The organism is Virgibacillus siamensis (assembly GCF_900162695.1).
Taxonomy (GTDB): Bacteria; Bacillota; Bacilli; order Bacillales; family Amphibacillaceae; genus Lentibacillus; species Lentibacillus siamensis_A.
Genome location: NZ_FUIH01000007.1, coordinates 1,963,275 through 1,983,769, shown reverse-complemented (window position 1 = coordinate 1,983,769; position 20,495 = coordinate 1,963,275). Strand labels below are relative to the sequence as shown.

Below are 20,495 nucleotides of genomic sequence, written 5' to 3'. Positions count from 1 at the left end.
TATCCGTTGAGCCGATATTGAAAGTGGAAGGATGACCAGTTCATGCCTAGTAAATCAATCAAAATACAAGGTGCACGCGCACATAATCTGAAAAATGTCAATGTGGAAATTCCGAAAAATAAGCTTGTTGTTTTAACCGGATTATCCGGATCGGGTAAATCATCACTTGCTTTTGATACCATTTATGCGGAAGGACAGCGCCGTTATGTTGAATCCCTTTCCGCATATGCCCGTCAGTTTCTGGGACAGATGGATAAACCGGATGTGGACGCGATTGAAGGATTATCACCGGCTATCTCCATCGACCAGAAGACAACAAGCAGAAACCCGCGTTCGACGGTTGGTACGGTTACTGAAATTTATGATTACCTGCGGCTTTTATATGCGCGCATCGGGCGGCCTACATGTCCAAAGCATGGAATTGAAATCACGTCACAGACTGTTCAGCAAATGGTTGACCGAATCCTGGAATATCCAGAGCGTACGAAAATGCAGATTCTTGCCCCGGTTGTTTCCGGACGCAAAGGAGAACATGTAAAAACGTTTGAAAAATTGAAGCGTGAAGGTTATGTCCGAATTCGTGTTGATAAAGAAATGCGTGAAGTAACGGAAGAAATAAAACTTGAGAAAAATAAAAAGCACTCCATTGAGGTAGTGGTTGACCGTATTGTGGTCAAAGATGGTGTCGCCGGACGTCTTAGTGATTCCATTGAAACAGCACTTGCCCTAGGGGAAGGAAAGATAATCGTCGATGTAATTGGCGATGAAGAACTGATGTTTAATGAAAATCACGCATGTCCGATTTGCGGTTTTTCCATTGGAGAATTGGAACCGAGGTTATTCTCCTTTAACAGTCCATTCGGTGCATGTCCAACATGTGATGGACTTGGAACCAAATTGGAGGTTGACCTGGACCTTGTCATTCCTGACTGGGACAAATCATTGAATGAACATGCAATTGTTGCCTGGGAGCCGATCAGTTCGCAATATTATCCCCAATTGCTTAAAAGTGTTTGTGATCATTACGGAATAGACATGGATATACCGGTTAAAAAAATTCCCGCCAAACAAATGGACAAGATTTTGTATGGAAGCGGAAAGGAAAAAATTCATTTTCATTATAAAAATGACTTTGGGAATGTTCGTGACAATGACATCTTTTTTGAAGGTGTCCTGAATAATATTGCACGCCGCTATAAAGAGACTTCATCGGATTTTATCCGTGAAACACTGGAGAAATATATGGCACAGACCAACTGCCCGGACTGTGGCGGGTATCGATTACGGGAAGGTGCACTGGCAGTGCTGGTGAATAAATTGCACATTAGCCAGGTTACTGATTTTTCCATTGTGGAGGCAAAAGATTTTTTTCAAAACCTTGAGCTTACAGAAAAAGAAGAAACAATTGCCAGAATGATTCTGAAAGAAATTTGTGATCGCCTTGACTTTTTGAATAATGTCGGGCTGGAATACTTGACACTTTCCCGTGCTGCAGGCACATTATCAGGCGGAGAGGCACAGCGAATCCGACTGGCAACTCAAATCGGTTCAGCATTGACAGGGGTTCTGTATGTACTGGATGAGCCGTCCATCGGTCTGCATCAACGTGACAATGACAGGCTGATCAATACGCTAAAACGGATGCGTGACCTGGACAATACGCTAATTGTTGTGGAACATGATGAGGATACAATGCTCGCCGCTGATTATTTGATAGACATTGGACCGGGTGCCGGTGAACACGGTGGTGAAATTGTTGCAAGTGGAACACCAGAGAAAGTGATGAAAAATCAAGAATCATTGACCGGAAAATATTTATCGGGAAATGAGTACGTCCCGTTGCCTGTTAAACGACGCAAACCTAACAAGAAGAATATTGAAGTAGTTGGTGCAGAGGAAAACAACCTGAAACATGTTAATGCCAAATTCCCAATTGGGCTGATGACTGTTGTAACAGGTGTTTCCGGTTCCGGAAAAAGTACATTAATAAATGGGATCTTGTATAAATCATTGGCGAAACAATTATATCGGGGTAAACATAAACCGGGGAAACATGAGAAAATAAAAGGTATTAAGCATATTGAAAAAGTCATTGATATTGACCAGTCGCCGATTGGACGCACACCCCGTTCCAATCCAGCGACATATACCGGTGTGTTCGATAATATTCGTGACGTTTTTGCTCAGACAAACGAAGCAAAAGTCCGCGGATATAAAAAAGGACGATTCAGCTTCAATGTTAAAGGCGGACGTTGCGAGGCATGCCGCGGCGATGGGATTATTAAAATCGAAATGCATTTTCTGCCGGATGTTTATGTGCCATGTGAGGTGTGCCACGGTAAACGATATAATCGTGAAACATTGGAAGTTAAATATAAGGGGAAAAGTATTGCAGATGTGCTTGGAATGACAATCGAGGAGGCTCTTGGTTTCTTCGCCAATATCCCGAAAATCAAACGCAAACTGCAGACTGTTTATGACGTGGGACTGGGTTATGTGAAGCTTGGTCAGCCGGCCACAACATTGTCCGGCGGGGAAGCACAGCGTGTGAAATTGGCAAGTGAACTGCACCGCCGCTCGAACGGTAAATCATTTTATATTCTGGATGAGCCGACAACTGGTCTGCATACAGATGATATCCGCCGTCTGCTGAATGTTTTACAGCGGCTGGTGGAAAATGGGGACACAGTCTTGATTATTGAACATAATCTTGATGTAATCAAAACAGCTGATCATATTATTGACCTTGGTCCTGAAGGTGGTGACCGGGGGGGCGAAATTATTGCCGCCGGTACACCGGAAACAATTGCCGCCACAGAAGAATCCTATACCGGACGTTATTTGAAACCGGTACTGGAACGAGACCGCAATCGAATGGAAGCAGATATTAAGAAACATGAAAAAGTAGGAAGTAATTAAATTTCTAAAGCAGTGAGCATTTTCTCTAAGCTCACTGCTTTTTTAACACAATGCAACGTTAATTCCCAACATAGAATCCGGACAGAATTTTTGACGCGATACAGGTGTTTCGATAAGGTAAAAAGAGATGGTTAGCAGGGAGGAACATACAGATGAAACCAATTGAACAATTGGAAGTGCAGAAGTGGCTGGAGAGCTTTGTGAATAAAGATGTTTATGTCCATTTGGAAACGACAAACGGGGCATATGCCAGCCATTTTGATGATAAAGCATATACGGTGGGGGCTTATATCCGTAATGCAAAGGTGAATTTTTCACAAGCAAAAATTGTGGGGAATGGTAAAACATATCGTGCCGGATTAAAGATGGATATTGGATGGATCTATGCGGAAGGGTTGACTGACTGGACCATTCACGGTAAAAATCAGCTCTTGCTTGCAGGGCACGACCGGGAAGGCCGGTTGATGGTATCGCTGCAAATAAGTGAAACACCATTTCGGCATTAAAGAAAGGATTAGGTGAAAGAGATGGAGAAACACGTTGTTGTTATATATCCGCATCCGGATGACGAATCATTCGGTGCTGCTGGTACGATTACGAAATTTCGTCGGCAAGGTGTGCCTGTAACCTATTTATGCGGTACGCTTGGAGAGATGGGCAGGAACATGGGTAATCCCACATTTGCAAACCGTGAAAGTCTTCCGGAAATCAGAAAAGAGGAGTTGAAGGAAGCTTGCAAGAAGCTGGATATCGACCTGCGTATGCTCGGGTATCGTGATAAAACATTGGAATTTGAGGATAGGGATGAAGTGGCGCAACATTTGAAAGCTATTCTGGAAGAAATCAGACCAAGTCTTGTTATTACACACTATCCGGAGCATGCAGTGCACCCTGATCATAACGCTCTCGGGGCAGCAGCGATTGAGGCTGTGCGGCTGATGGCGCCGGAAAAACGCCCAACCGTTTGGGCACAGGCGATTACGAATAATTATTTTGAGGAGATTGGTGTTCCGCAAGTGAAAAATGATGTTACGGATTATTTTGATGAAAAAATGGAAGCAATCCAGTCACATAAATCCCAGGCAAGTGGTGTTCTAAGTAATATAAGAAACAGTCAAACCACGAACAGTGAATTACAGGATCGGGCCAAAAAGCATTTAGGTAATGAATACTTTTTTATATGGGATTTTGAAAAATAACCAAAAGGGAGCGGGGTTCGTATGTCGAAACGTTTATACCGGTCAGAATCCAATCGTATGCTGGCGGGTGTTTGTTCAGGCATCGCGGAATATTTCAACATTGATGCAACCATTGTACGGCTGCTCTTTGCGGTAAGTGTTTTGTTTGGTGCGTTCGGCGTATTCGTATATATTGTCTGTATTTTCGTTGTACCAAATGAGCGGGAGGTACGTTGATGCTGTTCCGATGGCTTTTGTCTATTTTTCTGAATGCTGTTGCATTGATTGTTGTTGCGCAATTATTTGAATCGTTTCATGTTGCCGGTTTTGGTACCGCACTGCTCGCAAGTATCATTCTGGCAATATTGAATGTGATTGTTAAACCAATCTTAATTGTTTTGACATTGCCGATCACGGTTGTGTCGCTCGGTTTATTTCTCTTTGTCATTAATGCGATCACACTGATGCTCACTCAGGGCATTATGGATGAATCGTTTGTTATTGATGGTTTTGGTACAGCTATCATTGCAGCTGTCATTATCTCCATATTAAATCTGCTGTTAAACCGGCTTGTAAAGGATACTGTTACGAAAGAATAAATCGCAAGGAGTCCCCCTGCGATTTATTTTTCTGCCTATATGCGTTAACTAGCCGTTTTTTTAATAAACCATTTTTAAACATGCTGTACTGAGTATGGTCAAAATATGCTACAATAAACATCAGTATCAGGGAATCAACTGGAGGGTACAATAATGGCAAAAGTACGTACAAAAGACCTGCTGGAAAACTTTAATTTAACCTTGGTGGCAGGAGAAGACGGTATACATAGGGAAATAACGACAAGTGACATATCAAGACCGGGAATTGAGATGACCGGTTATTTCAACTACTATCCAATGGAACGCCTGCAGTTGATTGGCAAAACCGAAATGGCGTATTTTTTGGATTTAACTCCTGAACATCAAAAAGAGCGTATGGAACAGCTATGCACTGATATTACTCCGGGTATTGTGATTTCACGCGGCATGGAAATACCCCAGGCGATGCTTGACGCAGCCAACGAATCGGGTGTGCCCATTTTGCACTCACCACGCACGACAACCCGGGTAATCAGCAGACTGACGAACTATCTGGAGGCAAAATTTGCCCCATTTACGGCTATCCACGGTGTTTTAGTGGATATTTATGGTGTTGGCGTGTTAATAACTGGTCAAAGTGGTGTCGGTAAAAGTGAAACAGCACTGGAGCTCGTAAAGCGCGGACACAGACTTGTGGCGGACGATAGTGTTGAAATTCGTCAGGAAGATTATGACAGACTTATTGGGAACCCGCCTCCATTGATTGAACATCTGCTTGAAATACGCGGGCTGGGAATTATTAATGTTATGACACTGTTTGGTGCGGGTGCAGTCCGCAGTTATAAAAAAATTTCACTGATCATTAATCTGGAATTATGGGATGAGAATAAACAGTATGATCGGCTCGGACTTGATGAAGAAAGAATGAAAATCATGGACGTCAGCCTTCCAAAGGCGACCATTCCCGTTCGTCCCGGAAGAAACCTTGCTGTCATTATTGAGGTTGCGGCTATGAACTTCAGACTGAAGCGGATGGGTGTAAATGCTGCTGAGGAATTTTCTGAACGGCTGACAGCGATGATTGATCAGGGAAACGATGAAACGGAATAGGAGCTGGTTATATTGAGTTGTAATGCACCTTCATTGGACCGGGTATTTCTTGAGCTTGGTCCTTTAACAATTTATTGGTATGGCGTTATTATTGCCTTTGGTGTTTTTATTGGATTGTACTTAGCGACAAAGGAAGCAGACCGGCTTGGACTTCATAAGGATCTGATCATCGATTTGATTGTTTTTGCTATTCCGGCTGCTATCATATTTGCACGAATTTATTACGTGGTTTTCGAATGGGACCGGTATGTTGGTGCTCCGTGGTGGGATGTGTTTGCTGTCTGGGAAGGCGGAATCGCCATTCATGGTGCATTGATCGGTTCTGTTTTGACAGCCATCATATATACTCGTGTGAAAAAGGTATCGTTTTGGCAACTGGCAGATATCATTGCCCCAAGTCTTATTCTGGGGCAGGCGATTGGCCGCTGGGGAAACTTTATGAATCAGGAAGCACATGGCGGACCGATTTCAGAAGCGACATTCAACAGTTTCCATCAATATTTACCTGATTTTATTATGAATCAGATGTGTATTGAGGGGACGATGTATCATCCGACATTTCTGTATGAATCTGTATGGAACTTGTTAATTTTCGTTTTTCTGCTTCTTTTCCGCAGATACAATCCAATACGCGGAGAGGTTTTTCTCAGTTATGTGATTGCTTATTCGGCTGGCCGCTTTTTTATCGAGGGAATGCGAACCGACAGTTTGTATATTCCGGGGACTGACATTCGCATGGCCCAGCTTATCTCCGTTGTATTGATTCTATTCACGGCAGGGCTGATTATTTATCGTCGTGTCTCGGGAATGGCAAAACGCCGTTATAACGGGGAAGAGGTTAAGAAATAAGAATCGTTTCGAAAAGAGGGAACAAGTGTTGAAAGGAATTTTAATTCGTGGGTTTCAGCAAGGATTATCAGTTACCTGGACATTGGGAAAAGTCATTTTTCCAATAACACTTATTGTGACCATTTTACAGCATACACCGGTACTGCCGTGGCTTATTGAGAAAATCAGTCCATTAATGGCATTATTCGGTTTATCCGGGGAAGCTGCAGTTCCGCTCGTGCTGGGAAATGCACTTAATCTTTATGCCGGTATTGCTGCGATTGTGTCATTTGATTTTACGGTAAAAGAAGTTTTTATAATGGCTGTTATGATGTCATTTTCCCATAACCTGTTCATCGAATCGACTTTAGCTTCCAAAGCCGGTGTGAATGGGTGGTTGATTTCAGGAATCCGCATATCGCTGGCAATCATGTCCGCCGCAGTGATTAACCTATTCTGGTCAGGTGGAAATAATATGGCAGCATATGGAATGATTTCAACAGCCAATTCAGTGCCTGATGGATTGACTGAAATTATCATTCAAGGTTTGCAAACAGCATTTCTGGCAATATTGCAACTTGCACTAATTGTTATTCCGCTGATGATGGTTATGCAGGTTCTGCGTGAAAAAGGGTGGCTGCAAATTGTTTCTAATAAGCTTGCCCCTTTTACCAGGCTTTTAGGCATGGAAAAAAATACATCCATGACACTGGTCACCGGACTGACAATTGGTCTTGCATATGGTGCCGGAATGATGATACAGGCTGTTGAGGAAGATGGTGTATCCCGCCGTGATATGTATCTGGCATTGATATTCCTTGTATCGTGCCATGCGGTTGTGGAAGATACGCTGGTATTTGTACCACTCGGAATACCTGTCTTACCTCTCCTTGTAATTCGTTTGGTTACAGCAATCTTACTGACTATGGCAGTAGCCTTTACTTGGAAACGAATGGAAAAACAAAAAAGAAAGGACACATCACATGAACATTCGTACAATACTCTTTGATTTGGATGGAACACTAATCGATACAAATGAACTGATTATCGAATCATTTATGCATACATTCAATCAATTTGGAAAAGACCTGACACGTGACGATGCAGCAGAATTTATCGGCCCGCCCCTCAGGGATTCTTTTCTTCAAGTTGATCAAAATCGGGCAGATGAAATGGTTGCCGCATACCGAAAACATAACCTGAAGCACCATGATGACTACGTGATTGCATTTCCTTATGTTGCAGAGACACTTGAAAAATTACGGGAAAAGCCTATTCAAATTGGAATCGTTACGACTAAAATGCGTCGAACTGTTGATATGGGGCTGAAAGTTACAGGATTGGATCATTTTTTTGAAACTATTATTGCCTTAGATGATGTGAATCATGCCAAACCACATCCTGAACCTGTTTTAAAAGCAATGCAGGCAATGGAGGCAAGTGCTGAATCAACCTTGATGGTCGGTGATAATCATCATGACATTGAAGCAGGAAAAAATGCCGGGGTTCGTACTGCCGGTGTGGCCTGGTCCTTAAAAGGCAGGGAAAAACTGCTTTCGTATGAACCGACATACATGCTGGATGATATGCGGGATTTATTGAAAATTGCAGGAGTGTGAATCATGCGCAAAACCGATCGTTATTACGTAAAAGATGCCAATTCGCTGTGGAAAATATATAAGACGGTACCTTTTTGGAAAGTAACTAAAAATTTTATTGTTATCCAAATTGCCCGGTACACCCCATTTTTATCTGTTAAAAATTGGATTTACCGGACATTTTTGCGTATGAACGTCGGATCGAAAACGGCATTTGCCTTGATGGTCATGCCGGACATTATGTTTCCGGAAAAAATAACGGTCGGTTCCAACAGCGTAATTGGTTATAATACAACTATTTTAGCACATGAATATTTAATAAAGGAATATCGGATCGGCAAAGTTACTATCGGTGATGGTGTGATGATTGGTGCGAACTCAACGGTTCTCCCCGGTGTAACGATAGGGGATGGGGCGGTGGTTTCAGCAGGTTCACTGGTACATAAGGATGTTCCTCCCGGGGCGTTTGTCGGCGGAAACCCGATGAAAATAATTTTTACAAAAGAAGAGATGGAGCGGCGTTCAAAAGAGGAAGAGTTATAAGATAAGGTGGTTATTGAATGGAAATACCAGCAGGAATTGTTCCGGCAGTGAGAAGAATGAAAGATTTTGAAAAAGCGCTGGAATCCAACCATGAATTTGTTGTTTTTTTGGAAACACGTCTTTCCCAGCTGAAAAGTCTTGTGGATTATTCCAAACGGGCCGGCAAGAAAGCGTTGATTCATGTAGATTTGATTCAAGGGCTTAAGGCTGACGATTACGGGATGGAATTCCTTGTTCGGGAAATTAAGCCGTATGGGATCCTTTCAACAAGGGGAAACATTATCAAATTTGCCAAAAAGCATCAACTGCTTGCGGTACAGCGGGTATTCCTCCTTGACAGTCTGGCGCTTGAGCAGAACATCAAAATGATTGACCGGTTTCACCCGGATTGTATTGAAGTTTTGCCCGGACTAATACCCGACGTTATTGGTGAACTGACAGAACAGGCCAATAAACCTGTAATCGCCGGCGGACTTATAAGATCACGTGAGGATGTGGGTCACGCACTGGCTGGCGGGGCTGTAGCTGTTACTACTTCTAATACAAGTTTATGGAAAGAATGAATAGTTTTGGGGTTCCTCTCATCATTTTTTGGCGAACTGCAGTTGACAGCGGTTTCAGTTTGCGATAAAATATTTTTACAAGTTAAGATCGTGGTGGAGACATGGAGACCCACACTTGAATAGAACCCCTGAGAGAGGTATGTCTATTTGAGTGTGGGTTTCTCTGTATTCATTTCACAATCAGGAGTTTCATATTTTATAAAGGAGCTGATTCAATTGCCGGAGTTTTTAGCGGAATTAGTAGGTACCATGATTTTAGTTATATTAGGTGGAGGTGTTGTTGGAGGAGTTGTTTTGAATAAATCAAAGGCTGAAGGAGCCGGATGGGTTGTCATAACCATCGGCTGGGGACTTGCGGTAACAATGGCGGTATATGCTGTTGGTAAATTTACCGGTGCACATGTTAATCCTGCCGTTACACTCGGTTTTGCTGCAGCTGGTGAATTTCCGTGGGCAAAGGTGCCAATGTATATTTCAGCACAGATGATCGGTGCGTTTATCGGGGCATGCATTGTGTTTCTGAACTATTTGCCTCATTGGAAAAAAACGAAAGACCAGGTGGCAATGCGGGATGTATTCTGTACAACCCCTGCAATTCGAAGTCCTTTATCCAATCTTGTAAGTGAAATTATCGGTACATTTATCCTGTTGTCAGGTCTTATGTTTATTGGTGCAAATGAATTCACTGAAGGATTGAACCCATTAATTGTCGGGTTATTGATTGTTGCGATAGGTATGTCTCTTGGCGGAACTACCGGGTATGCGATTAATCCATCCCGTGATTTGGGACCAAGAATTGCGCATTTTGTTCTGCCGATACCGGGGAAAGGCGGATCCGATTGGGGATATAGTTGGATTCCGGTTGTAGGTCCGATTCTTGGCGGTGTTTACGGTGGTGTGTTTTACAAGGCAATTTTTGAAGGAAACTATACTGCACTGTTTTGGATTTTAAGTGTTGTCGTGGTCGTCATCATGATTGGTGCAGCAAGTGCAGAACTTAAAAAAGGCAGAACTGTAGCAGACAAAGTAGAAGAACAAATTAACTAATGGGAGGAATGTAAAAATGGCGAAGCAGTATATTTTATCATTAGATCAGGGAACGACCAGCTCACGAGCAATTTTATTTGATCAGGACGGTTCTATTGTGGAAACAGCACAAACAGAATTTGAGCAGTTTTTTCCGAAACCAGGCTGGGTTGAGCATGATGCAAACGAAATATGGACTTCAGTACTTTCCTGTATTGCGGAAGTGTTACGGAAATCAGATACAGAACCGAGTCAGATTGCCGGTATAGGCATTACCAACCAGCGGGAAACAACTGTAATCTGGGATAAGCATACAGGAAAGCCAATTTACAGAGCAATTGTTTGGCAGTCGCGCCAGACGGAGGATATCTGTAAGGAATTACGTGCTAACGATTACAATGATCTATTCCGGGAAAAAACCGGTTTGCTGCTTGACCCGTATTTTTCAGGAACAAAAGTAAAATGGATCCTGGATAATGTGCAAGGTGCACGTGAGAAGGCCGAAAAGGGCGACCTGTTGTTTGGAACGATGGATACATGGATTGTTTATAAGTTATCAGGTGGAAGAACACATATAACGGACTATTCCAATGCATCCCGAACATTGATGTTCAACATTTATGATTTAAAATGGGATGATGAGTTACTGGACATTCTAGGTGTTCCGAAAAATATGCTGCCGGAAGTTCGCCAATCATCTGAAGTCTACTCGAACACAGTTGATTATCATTTCTTCGGTCATGAAGTTCCGATTGCCGGAATTGCTGGAGACCAGCAGGCTGCATTGTTTGGCCAGGCATGTTTTGACAAAGGGATGGCTAAGAACACATATGGAACCGGATGCTTTATGCTGATGAATACCGGCGAAGAAGGTGTCAAATCGGATAATGGATTGTTAACTACATTGGCATGGGGTGTTGATGGGAAAGTAGAATATGCACTTGAAGGAAGTATTTTTGTTGCAGGGTCTGCGATTCAATGGCTCCGGGATGGTTTGAAACTGATAGATTCAGCACCGGAAACGGAGGACTTTGCTCAACAAGTAGATTCAACAGATGGTGTATATATGGTTCCCGCATTTGTCGGTCTAGGTACACCATACTGGGACAGTGATGCACGTGGTGCGGTGTTCGGACTGACCCGCGGTACAACGAAGGCACATTTCATTCGTGCTACACTTGAGTCCCTTGCATATCAGACAAAAGATGTACTGGATGCGATGATCACCGATTCTGAAATTAACCTGAAAACATTGCGCGTTGACGGGGGCGCTGTTAAAAATAACTTCCTGATGCAGTTCCAGAGCGATATGCTGGGTGTTCCGGTTGAGCGTCCGGTTGTTCAGGAAACAACTGCATTAGGTGCGGCATATCTAGCCGGTCTTGCGGTTGGATACTGGAAAGATAAAGATGAAATTGCATCACAATGGAAAACAGACCGGTTGTTCAAGCACGAAATGGAAGACGACAGCCGCGGTGAATTGTATAAAGGATGGCAAAAAGCTGTAGAAGCAACACGCAAGTTTAAATAATTGTTTTTTAAGGGGGGAATAATGACGTAACGATCATGATTTCCCTCTTTTAGCAACTCTTAAATGGGTCAAAATACCGGAAAGTGGGGGTGCGTTTATGAAAAAAATTATCAATAATCCCAATGAAGTTGTAAAGGATATGGTTGCAGGGATCGCGGCAGCTTACCCGGATACAGTAAAGCAGCTGCCGGAAACATCGATTATTGTCAGGACCGACGCGCCTGTTGAGGGCAAGGTTGGTATTGTAAGCGGCGGTGGAAGCGGACATGAGCCGGCACATGCTGGGTATGTGGGAAAAGGAATGCTGGATGCAGCAGTTTCCGGCGAGATTTTTACATCACCGACACCGGATCAGGTTCTGGAAGCAATTAAAGCTGTCGATAGTGGAAATGGTGTATTTTTAGTGATCAAAAACTATACCGGGGATGTTATCAATTTCGAAATGGCAGCAGAACTTGCGGAAGCAGAAGGAATAGATGTGGAACAAGTCGTTGTAAACGATGATGTTGCAGTAGAGGATAGTTCCTTTACCACTGGCAGAAGAGGGATTGCCGGTACTGTGCTGGTGCACAAAATTGTCGGAGCACTCGCAGATCAAGGCGCATCATTAAAGGAGATAAAAATATTGGCTGATAAGGCTGTCGCTAATGTACGTTCAATTGGAATGGCGTTAACATCATGCATCGTTCCGGAAGCAGGCAAGCCCAGTTTTGAATTGAAGGATAATGAAATGGAAGTTGGTATCGGTATTCATGGCGAACCGGGAATTGAACGGGAAACATTAAAATCAGCCGATGAAATAGCCGAAAGACTGACGGCAAAAGTACTGGAGGACATGGATTATGCGGACTCCGATGTTGCGGTAATGGTTAACGGATTAGGTGCAACACCGGAGATGGAATTGTATATTGTAAATAAAAAGGTTCAGGAAATACTAAAGGAGAAAGGTATTCATGTTTATCGGACTTATGTCGGCGGGTATATGACATCACTGGAAATGGCAGGATGTTCCGTTACATTAATGAAGTTGGATGATAACTTGAAAGAACTTCTGGATGCGGAAACTTCTGCACCTGCATTTTAATTGAGAAAGGATCAATGCAAATGGAATTAACCGTTAAGGATGTAGCAACCTGGCTGGAACTTTCAAACAAGTACATTCAGGAAAACAAAGAATACCTGACTGAACTCGACCAGAAAATTGGTGATGGTGATCATGGCATTAATATGGCAAGAGGTTTTCAGGAAGTAATGCATAAAATGATAGAACAAGATTACCAAACCATTTCGGATGTATTAAAGGATACCGCAATGACACTGATCTCAAAAGTTGGTGGTGCATCCGGACCTTTATTGGGGACAGCATTTTTGAAAATGTCAACTTCGGTAAAAGGGCAGGAGAACCTTGATACTGCGGCTTTTTCCGCTGCATTAAATGAGGCTGTGAACGGTGTGAAACAACGTGGAAAGTCAACCGAGGGTGAAAAAACACTTTTGGATGTCTGGTCACCAATGGCTGATTATTTTTCGGGAACAGATGATTTTTCATCGGATAGTATTATAGAAACCGCCAAAAAAGCAATGGCGGACACAGAAGATATGCAGGCAACCAAGGGAAGAGCAGCTTATTTTAAGGAAAAGTCCGTTGGTCATATCGACCCCGGGGCTGCAACTTCATATTATATATTCGCCGGTCTGGCTTATGCGGTTAAAGGAGGCAACCATTAATGGCATATACAGGTCTTGTTCTGATTTCACACAGCCCAAAGATTGCGGAAGGGATTAAAGACATGATACGGCAGGTTATTCTTGATGTCCCGGTAGAACTTGCCGGTGGGACAGAAGACAATGAAATCGGTACAAATGCTGGGAAAATCCAGGAGGCTATCGAGCGGGCGGATAATGGAAACGGCGTATTGCTCTTTTACGATATTGGGAGCGCGAAAATGAATGCCGAGATTGCTATAGAGATGACTGATGCAAAAGACATTCGAATTGCTGAAGCGCCGGTCATGGAAGGAGCATATCTTGCAGCCGTTGAGTCTGGTATGGGAAAAAGTTTTGATGATGTTTACGCTGCTGTCGTTAAAAAATACGGCGAAGAAGTCAAGTAACTTTACACCTTTAGAACAGTTTGATATGATGTATGTAAGTTAATACATGTGTCGGAGAAATGGAGAAACCACAAATGGCTGATGAACACTACTGTGTCATCAGTTTGATTTGTGGTTTTTTCTTTTTTTAAAACAACTTCCATAAAACACATGAAAATATCATTTAAAGGGTATTGATATTAAGGGAGGTTAAACGGACTATGACTATTTTTTCAAGTTATCACAGGGATAAAATTTATCAAAATTTAACGGATCATCAACTGGATGTTCTTGTCATTGGCGGCGGTATCACTGGATCCGGTATTGCGCTTGACGCGGTCACCCGCGGCATGAATACCGGAGTAATTGAAATGCAGGATTTTGCTGCAGGAACATCCAGCCGGTCAACAAAGCTGGTCCATGGCGGATTACGCTATTTGAAGCAATTTGAAGTGAAGATGGTTGCCGAAGTTGGAAAAGAGCGGGCTATTGTATACGAAAATGGACCGCATGTTACAACACCGGAGTGGATGATGCTTCCATTTTATAAAGAAGGTAACTTCGGGCCATTTACAACAAATATTGGTTTGCGCGTTTACGATTTTTTGGCAGGCGTCAAGAAATCGGAACGAAGAAAAATGCTCAGCCCGGATGAAGCACTTGCTAAAGAACCCCTAATCAAATCAGACGGATTAAAAGGTTCCGGCTACTATGTGGAGTACAAAACAGATGATGCCAGGCTGACAATTGAGGTAATCAAGAAAGCTGTTGAACAGGGCGCACATGCTATCAATTATACAAAAGCTGTCGATTTTATTTACGAAGCCGGGAAAATTACCGGTGTTGTAGCGGAAAACCAGTTGACAGGTGAACAGCATACAATCCGCGCGAAAAAGATTGTAAATGCTGGTGGTCCATGGGTGGATGATCTGCGAGAAATTGATGGTTCCAAAACCGGTAAATCACTGCATTTGACAAAAGGTGTACATTTGATTTTTTCAAATGACCGTTTTCCGCTTAAGCAGGCGATCTATTTCGATGCCCCCGATGGAAGGATGGTTTTTGCCATTCCGCGTAATAAAAAAACGTATGTTGGAACTACGGACACAAGTTATGACGGTGATATTTCACATCCGGTAATGACAGAGGATGACCGTGACTATTTGCTTGATGCTATCAACTATATTTTCCCATCTCTGGACATGACCAAGGAAGATGTTGATTCCAGCTATGCAGGTTTGCGGCCGCTAATAGCAGAAGATGGAAAAAATCCCGACGAGATTTCCCGCAAAGATGAAATCTTTATCTCCGACTCCGGACTGATTTCAATGGCTGGCGGTAAATTAACAGGTTATCGAAAAATGGCTGCAGATGCAGTGGATACAGTTGTGAATCAATTGAAGAAAGAAGACGGGATTCTTTATTCCAAATCGGTTACTGAACATTTGTCGATTTCCGGTGGTGATGTTGGCGGTTCAAAAGGATTTCAACGTTATCAAGATGCCAAACTATCTGAAGCGGCAGAGCTTGGGATCGATAAGGAAACAGCTGAATTTTTGGTTCAGAAATACGGTGCCAATACAGATAAAATTTTTGAGTTATATCAGGAAGAAACGACAAATGCGGATAAAGCAGGCATTGACCCGGCCGTTTTTGCCGAATTGACTTATGCCATTGAATACGAATTAACGTATAAACCGGTCGACTTCTTCATCAGGCGGACAGGTGCACTGTTTTTTGACATTGAATTTGTTCAGAAACATAAGGATCATGTCATTGCCTACATGGCTGAAAGACTTGGATGGAGCGAGGAACAAACGAAAAAGTATACAGATGAACTTGAACAGTTATTATACGAGGCGGTTCATCCGGTCGAAACTAGAAAAGGCTAATCGCGATTTGCGATTAGCCTTTTCTTAATCATCTGTACTTCTTTTCCGGAAACATAAAGCCATAAATGCTGCAGCTGCAATCACCCAAATCAGTACAATCCCAAGTGGGAACCATGATCCATCTTCATGCATTTTAATTAATTGTGGGAGCGGGAAAACGTTAATGATTTTGGTAACGATGCTGTCCTCGTCAATTCCAAGTAAATTAAACATTGGGGTAAAACCAAATAGGAACATGACAGGCATCAGATATGCCGATGTTGCTGCAACGGTTTTTGCAAACAGGCCGATTCCTATACCTAGAAACAGAAAGAATAGGAATAATAACACCATCCCAATAATTGGTTTTACAGCCAGGAATGGATCTATTCCGGCAATCAGCAGAGAAATAACCAATGAAATAGCTGTCATTAACCCTGTGACAAGACTTTTCCCTACTAAAATATCAATAAATGAAGCAGGTGAAAGAACAAGCCCGCGTAATGTTTTCTTTTCATTTTCTTCAGCCATCATGGTCATCATGCAGCTGGATGTAACAGTCGAAAAGGTAATGCCGACAATCATATACAGCATAAACAACGGAAGTTCTTCATCCCCTTTGCCGAGACGGGAATATAGTAACGCCAGTATTATTGGAATTGTAGGCATCATCAAAAGCATCATGTTTTTCATGAAATCTTTTAAGTCTTTTTCAAATATAGCCTGGATGCGATGCACATTCATTAGACAAGCTCCTTTCCGGTTACTTTTAAAAAGATTTGTCCAAGTGTCGGTTTATCGGTGTTTATTGACTTGATTTGCTTTTCCGCAATCATGTTCCGGATCTGGTCCGCATTCTCAGGTGAGTTGTCAATGACCAGCTTTTCTCCATTTATCGTCTCCACATGGAACGCATGAGTAGAATATTTATAACGAAGTGCTTCAGGGTTATCCAGTTCCTGAAGTTTTCCATTGTTGAGAAAGGCAACACGGTCACACAATTCCGTAGCCTCCTCCATGTTGTGTGTGGTTAAAAATATCGTTGTACCGGCTTCATTAAGCGCTTTAAGACCGCGATGGATTTGTGCCATGTTTCCAGGATCGAGTGCAGAGGTCGGTTCATCAAGAAATACCAAATCCGGTTTATGAATCAATGCCTTTGCAAGCAAAATCCGCTGTTTCATCCCTTTTGAAAGTTTTGAAACAGTTTTAGAACGTTCTTGTTCCATGTTTACATCCTGCAGTATTGCATTTATTTGCTTGAGCGGAGCATTATAAAGTTTGCAGAACAGTTTCAGATTGTCATACACGGTCAAGCGCTCATATAATGCACTGTTGTCGGAAAGAATGCCAATTTTAGATTTAAAATAGGATGATTGGAATGTAGATGAAGATTCATTCAAAACCGAAACCTGACCATCTGTTTTATCCAGTTCGCCTGTCAGAATCTTAATTGTTGTTGTTTTTCCTGATCCGCTTGGTCCCAGCAAACCAAAAATATCTCCTTTCCGGACATGAAAACTTAAATCATCAATTGCAGAATTCCCCCCGAATTTTTTCCGCAAATGGTTCACTTCAATCACGTTTTCCACCGTAAAACCCTCCTCGTGTTTCGATTCTATGCAATTTTGGTTGTTGCTGCAGTAACATAATCTGGATGAAATGTACTGCATATAATTTATTTCAGATTGGACATGCTCTGAATTCCTTGCGCTTTCGTTTGTGAATAATCCCAAGATATAGTATACCATGATTTGCCCGGGCAACATGGGAAACTTTTATCAAATATGAGCGCAGATATATCGACAGAAGAGAAACTATATCGATAGAGGCGTAGATAATATTGATAATTCCAATTTGCCGGAGCCATGTTTGCAGATGGTGCTTTTGCGCTTCAGCCTGCATAATCGGATCTTTGTAGGACTTGGTTTTTCCATCCGCAAATTGTGTTAATTGCCTCTGTTTGGAATCATATTGAAGTGTGCCGGCAACGTTTTTAATTTCTAGAATAAGGAAAAAACCTTTGGAAAGGATGAGAGTATCGATTTGAAATTGGAATGGGGGATTTTCCAGGCGAAGTCCTCGTATTACTAAAAAATTATTTCGGAGGAAGGTGGAGAGTGTGTCAACATTTCTTTCACCGTCATATCCTGCTTTTTCTTTTCGGTATGCTGCAATTAGTTTTTCATCAAACCGATAATTCTCCTTGAGCCTTCGTAAAATTGCTTCCAAAATCAGTAAATCATATGTTTTTAATCGGAGACCAGATACCAGTGGAATCACCTCTCCAAGTATAGTTAATGCTATATATTCGTCAAAAATTGGCAAGATCCTGCTTTTGAAAAATTACATACCAAATAAGTGTCCATTCTTTATAAATTTTCATGTAGGATTCTGCATTCATTTATGATATACTTTTGTCGATATTAATCGAGATAAGGGGGATATGCATGCACCAGTCGGAAAACAAAAAAGATCAACAGCACGAAAATGTATTCCCGCTTATTCCGGAAGGCGATTTTTATTTTCAAAAAGGTGTTGAAGCATTTCAAAAGCGGAATTTCGAAGGTGCGATCAAATGGCTGCGCAAGGCCATTGAAATGGCACCCGAGGATCCGCTTTATCAATGCCAGATGTCGGTTATTTATACGGAAATTGGTGCATACCATGCAGCGAATCAGCTATTGACTAAAGTGCTGCAATTTTCCGGTGATGATTGTATAGACTGTTATTACCTGCTGGCAAACAATTATGCGCACCTTGGTCTATTGAATGATGCCAAAAAGTATGCAAATTCCTATCTGGACAAAGACCCGGATGGTGAGTTTAAAGAGGCGGCTGAAAGTCTGATCGAAATGGTTGATATCGATGAGGAAGATGATGAATGGTTTACCGATGAAGAAGATGAGCTCCTGATCTACCAGGAAACCGTTTTTTATCATATCGAAAAATGCGAATGGGAAAAAGCACTGACATTACTCGATGAAATGAAGACATTGTTCCCGGGGCATCCATTAATCAAACATGACTATACACAGGCATTGTTCTTCTCCGGTTATCAGGACGACGCAATTAAAATGGAAATGGAATTGCTGGAGGAGGATCCAAATTCGTTGAACAGTCATATAAATATGGCAATATTTTCGTACGAATCCGGGAATATTACACAGTATGAAACCCATATTCAGACGTTGCGAAATGTATATCCGCTTCATGAACAGCTGCAGCTCCGTGTAGCAATTACTTTTGCCAGGACAGGGTTGTATCAGGAGGCATATGACAGATTTCGCAAACTTGCAAAAGGTACTTCGAAAAATCATTTATCGTTTTATAAGTATTACAGCATTGCGGCTTACAAGCTTGGAGAGCCGTCCAAAGCCCTTTCATTATGGGAAGAGGGATGCAGGCGTCATCCGGATTTGTCCAAACAGGATGGTCCATGGGGGTAATCAAGCATAAAAGTAGACGTAATGTGGTAAATCTAATACGATAAATATGGCTTCATTATAATGTTAAGAAAGGACTGAGAGCTATGTCCGAAGAGCGTATATATGATGTGATTATAGCAGGCGCCGGCCCAGCCGGAATGACAGCTGCGGTTTATGCATCAAGGGCTGATCTGGATACTTTGATGATTGAGCGAGGGATTCCCGGCGGTCAAATGGCAAATACAGAAGATGTGGAAAATTTCCCTGGTTTTGAGCATGTCTTGGGACCGGATTTATCAAATAAAATGTTTGAACACGCCAAAAAATTTGGTGCGGAATATGCGTATGGAGATATTAAAGATGTTGTGGATCACGGCGAATATAAAACTGTTATTGCCGGATCAAAAGAATATCATACGCGAGCACTAATCATAACAACCGGTGCACAGTACAAAAAGCTTGGCATTCCCGGCGAAGAGGAACTTGGGGGACGCGGAGTTTCTTATTGTGCAGTTTGTGATGGCGCATTTTTTAAAGAAAAACATCTTGTTGTAATTGGCGGCGGTGATTCTGCCGTTGAAGAAGGTATTTATTTGACACGTTTTGCGGATAAGGTAACGGTTGTGCATCGGCGTGATGAACTTCGCGCTCAGAAGATTATTCAGCAGCGTGCCTTTGACAATGAAAAAATGGAATTCATTTGGAACACGGAAGCAAAAACAATCAATGGTCCCGACGGAAAAGTAAGCGGCGTTTCCCTGGTTAACAATAAGACCGGTGAGGAATACGAACATCCAATTGACGGGGTTTTCATTTATATTGGAATGGTCCCGCTTAGCGAGCCTTTTCAATCACTTGGTATTACCAATGAAGATGGCTATATTCCAACAAATGAAGAGATGGAAACGTCAATTCCCGGAATTTTTGCTGCCGGAGATATTCGGGAGAAAAACCTTCGACAGATTGTGACAGCAACTGGGGATGGAAGTATTGCTGCTGAAAATGCACAAAAGTATATTGAGGATTTAATGGAAGAATTAAAAGCTGCAAAATCCTAATCCAACTTCTGTAAAAGTAATTTTTCAGAAAGTAATTGCTTTTTAACGCTGCTGTAACACGCATGCAATAAAAATCGGGTACAATATAATTAACTAATTGACCCCCTTTTAATAAATAAATTAGTTCTTTGTGCAGATGAATGATACGTTCATCTGCACCTTTTTTTGTGT

At 42.2% G+C, this 20,495-nt stretch carries 22 protein-coding genes; 19 read left to right on the top strand and 3 right to left on the bottom strand.

Going from position 1 to position 20,495, the window contains the following annotated elements; genetic code table 11:
* Positions 1–42: 42 nt before the first annotated feature.
* The 17 genes from uvrA to B1K71_RS13735 all read left to right on the top strand — a co-directional run bounded on the left by uvrA (position 43) and on the right by B1K71_RS13735 (position 15,859).
* Complete coding sequence (gene uvrA, locus B1K71_RS13815) at positions 43–2,919, top strand: excinuclease ABC subunit UvrA (protein ID WP_077328047.1); 2,877 nt, start codon at positions 43–45, stop codon at positions 2,917–2,919.
* A gap of 152 nt (positions 2,920–3,071) precedes the next feature.
* The gene (locus B1K71_RS13810; protein WP_077328046.1) at positions 3,072–3,425 is read left to right on the top strand and encodes a YojF family protein; all 354 of its coding nucleotides are present in this window, start codon (positions 3,072–3,074) and stop codon (positions 3,423–3,425) included.
* 21 nt (positions 3,426–3,446) lie between these two features.
* Positions 3,447–4,118: a bacillithiol biosynthesis deacetylase BshB2 gene (gene bshB2 / locus B1K71_RS13805; RefSeq protein ID WP_077328044.1), complete on the top strand. Its 672-nt coding sequence runs from the start codon at positions 3,447–3,449 to the stop codon at positions 4,116–4,118.
* A gap of 21 nt (positions 4,119–4,139) precedes the next feature.
* On the top strand, positions 4,140–4,334 hold the full coding sequence (locus B1K71_RS13800) for a PspC domain-containing protein (protein ID WP_077328042.1): 195 nt from the start codon (positions 4,140–4,142) through the stop codon (positions 4,332–4,334).
* Positions 4,334–4,696: a phage holin family protein gene (locus tag B1K71_RS13795; protein ID WP_077328040.1), complete on the top strand. Its 363-nt coding sequence runs from the start codon at positions 4,334–4,336 to the stop codon at positions 4,694–4,696. Before B1K71_RS13800 ends, B1K71_RS13795 begins: the two co-directional genes overlap by 1 nt.
* A 153-nt stretch (positions 4,697–4,849) precedes the next feature.
* Positions 4,850–5,785 (top strand): HPr(Ser) kinase/phosphatase, encoded by a 936-nt coding sequence (gene hprK, locus B1K71_RS13790; RefSeq protein ID WP_175631914.1) that lies wholly within the window; start codon positions 4,850–4,852, stop codon positions 5,783–5,785.
* A gap of 12 nt (positions 5,786–5,797) precedes the next feature.
* Positions 5,798–6,634: a prolipoprotein diacylglyceryl transferase gene (gene lgt / locus B1K71_RS13785; protein ID WP_077328037.1), complete on the top strand. Its 837-nt coding sequence runs from the start codon at positions 5,798–5,800 to the stop codon at positions 6,632–6,634.
* Between the two features lie 28 nt (positions 6,635–6,662).
* Complete coding sequence (locus B1K71_RS13780) at positions 6,663–7,622, top strand: nucleoside recognition domain-containing protein (RefSeq protein WP_077330251.1); 960 nt, start codon at positions 6,663–6,665, stop codon at positions 7,620–7,622.
* The gene (gene ppaX / locus B1K71_RS13775) at positions 7,597–8,232 is read left to right on the top strand and encodes a pyrophosphatase PpaX (protein ID WP_077328035.1); all 636 of its coding nucleotides are present in this window, start codon (positions 7,597–7,599) and stop codon (positions 8,230–8,232) included. The genes B1K71_RS13780 and ppaX overlap by 26 nt, the downstream gene beginning before the upstream one ends.
* Positions 8,233–8,235: 3 nt before the next feature.
* Complete coding sequence (locus B1K71_RS13770; RefSeq protein ID WP_077328033.1) at positions 8,236–8,754, top strand: acyltransferase; 519 nt, start codon at positions 8,236–8,238, stop codon at positions 8,752–8,754.
* Positions 8,755–8,771: 17 nt separating this feature from the next.
* The gene (locus B1K71_RS13765) at positions 8,772–9,317 is read left to right on the top strand and encodes a glycerol-3-phosphate responsive antiterminator (protein WP_077328031.1); all 546 of its coding nucleotides are present in this window, start codon (positions 8,772–8,774) and stop codon (positions 9,315–9,317) included.
* A 216-nt stretch (positions 9,318–9,533) separates the two neighbouring features.
* Positions 9,534–10,364 (top strand): MIP/aquaporin family protein, encoded by an 831-nt coding sequence (locus B1K71_RS13760; RefSeq protein ID WP_077330249.1) that lies wholly within the window; start codon positions 9,534–9,536, stop codon positions 10,362–10,364.
* Between the two features lie 16 nt (positions 10,365–10,380).
* Positions 10,381–11,874 carry a glycerol kinase GlpK gene (glpK, locus tag B1K71_RS13755; protein ID WP_077328028.1) on the top strand — a complete coding sequence of 498 codons (1,494 nt, stop codon included), beginning with the start codon at positions 10,381–10,383 and terminating at the stop codon, positions 11,872–11,874.
* Between the two features lie 97 nt (positions 11,875–11,971).
* Positions 11,972–12,958 carry a dihydroxyacetone kinase subunit DhaK gene (gene dhaK / locus B1K71_RS13750; RefSeq protein WP_077328025.1) on the top strand — a complete coding sequence of 329 codons (987 nt, stop codon included), beginning with the start codon at positions 11,972–11,974 and terminating at the stop codon, positions 12,956–12,958.
* A 20-nt stretch (positions 12,959–12,978) separates the two neighbouring features.
* Complete coding sequence (dhaL, locus tag B1K71_RS13745; RefSeq protein ID WP_077330247.1) at positions 12,979–13,602, top strand: dihydroxyacetone kinase subunit DhaL; 624 nt, start codon at positions 12,979–12,981, stop codon at positions 13,600–13,602.
* On the top strand, positions 13,602–13,988 hold the full coding sequence (gene dhaM / locus B1K71_RS13740) for a dihydroxyacetone kinase phosphoryl donor subunit DhaM (protein ID WP_077328023.1): 387 nt from the start codon (positions 13,602–13,604) through the stop codon (positions 13,986–13,988). Before dhaL ends, dhaM begins: the two co-directional genes overlap by 1 nt.
* A 200-nt stretch (positions 13,989–14,188) precedes the next feature.
* Positions 14,189–15,859, top strand: a complete 1,671-nt coding sequence (locus B1K71_RS13735) for a glycerol-3-phosphate dehydrogenase/oxidase (RefSeq protein ID WP_077328021.1) — start codon at positions 14,189–14,191, stop codon at positions 15,857–15,859.
* Between the two features lie 24 nt (positions 15,860–15,883).
* On the opposite strand, the gene B1K71_RS13730 is transcribed toward B1K71_RS13735, so the two are convergent.
* From B1K71_RS13730 to B1K71_RS13720, 3 genes are all read right to left on the bottom strand, one after another.
* Positions 15,884–16,582 (bottom strand): ABC transporter permease, encoded by a 699-nt coding sequence (locus B1K71_RS13730; RefSeq protein ID WP_077328019.1) that lies wholly within the window; start codon positions 16,580–16,582, stop codon positions 15,884–15,886.
* Complete coding sequence (locus tag B1K71_RS13725) at positions 16,582–17,430, bottom strand: ABC transporter ATP-binding protein (RefSeq protein WP_077328017.1); 849 nt, start codon at positions 17,428–17,430, stop codon at positions 16,582–16,584. Before B1K71_RS13725 ends, B1K71_RS13730 begins: the two co-directional genes overlap by 1 nt.
* Before the next feature lie 91 nt (positions 17,431–17,521).
* Complete coding sequence (locus B1K71_RS13720) at positions 17,522–18,166, bottom strand: nuclease-related domain-containing protein (RefSeq protein ID WP_175631913.1); 645 nt, start codon at positions 18,164–18,166, stop codon at positions 17,522–17,524.
* Positions 18,167–18,288: 122 nt separating this feature from the next.
* Here B1K71_RS13720 and B1K71_RS13715 point away from each other — a divergent pair, with 122 nt between their 5' ends.
* Both B1K71_RS13715 and trxB read left to right on the top strand, forming a co-directional pair.
* A complete protein-coding gene (locus B1K71_RS13715) occupies positions 18,289–19,287 on the top strand; it encodes a tetratricopeptide repeat protein (RefSeq protein WP_077328013.1) in 999 nt (332 codons plus the stop codon).
* A gap of 83 nt (positions 19,288–19,370) precedes the next feature.
* Positions 19,371–20,324, top strand: a complete 954-nt coding sequence (gene trxB, locus B1K71_RS13710; protein WP_077328011.1) for a thioredoxin-disulfide reductase — start codon at positions 19,371–19,373, stop codon at positions 20,322–20,324.
* Positions 20,325–20,495 lie beyond the last annotated feature (171 nt).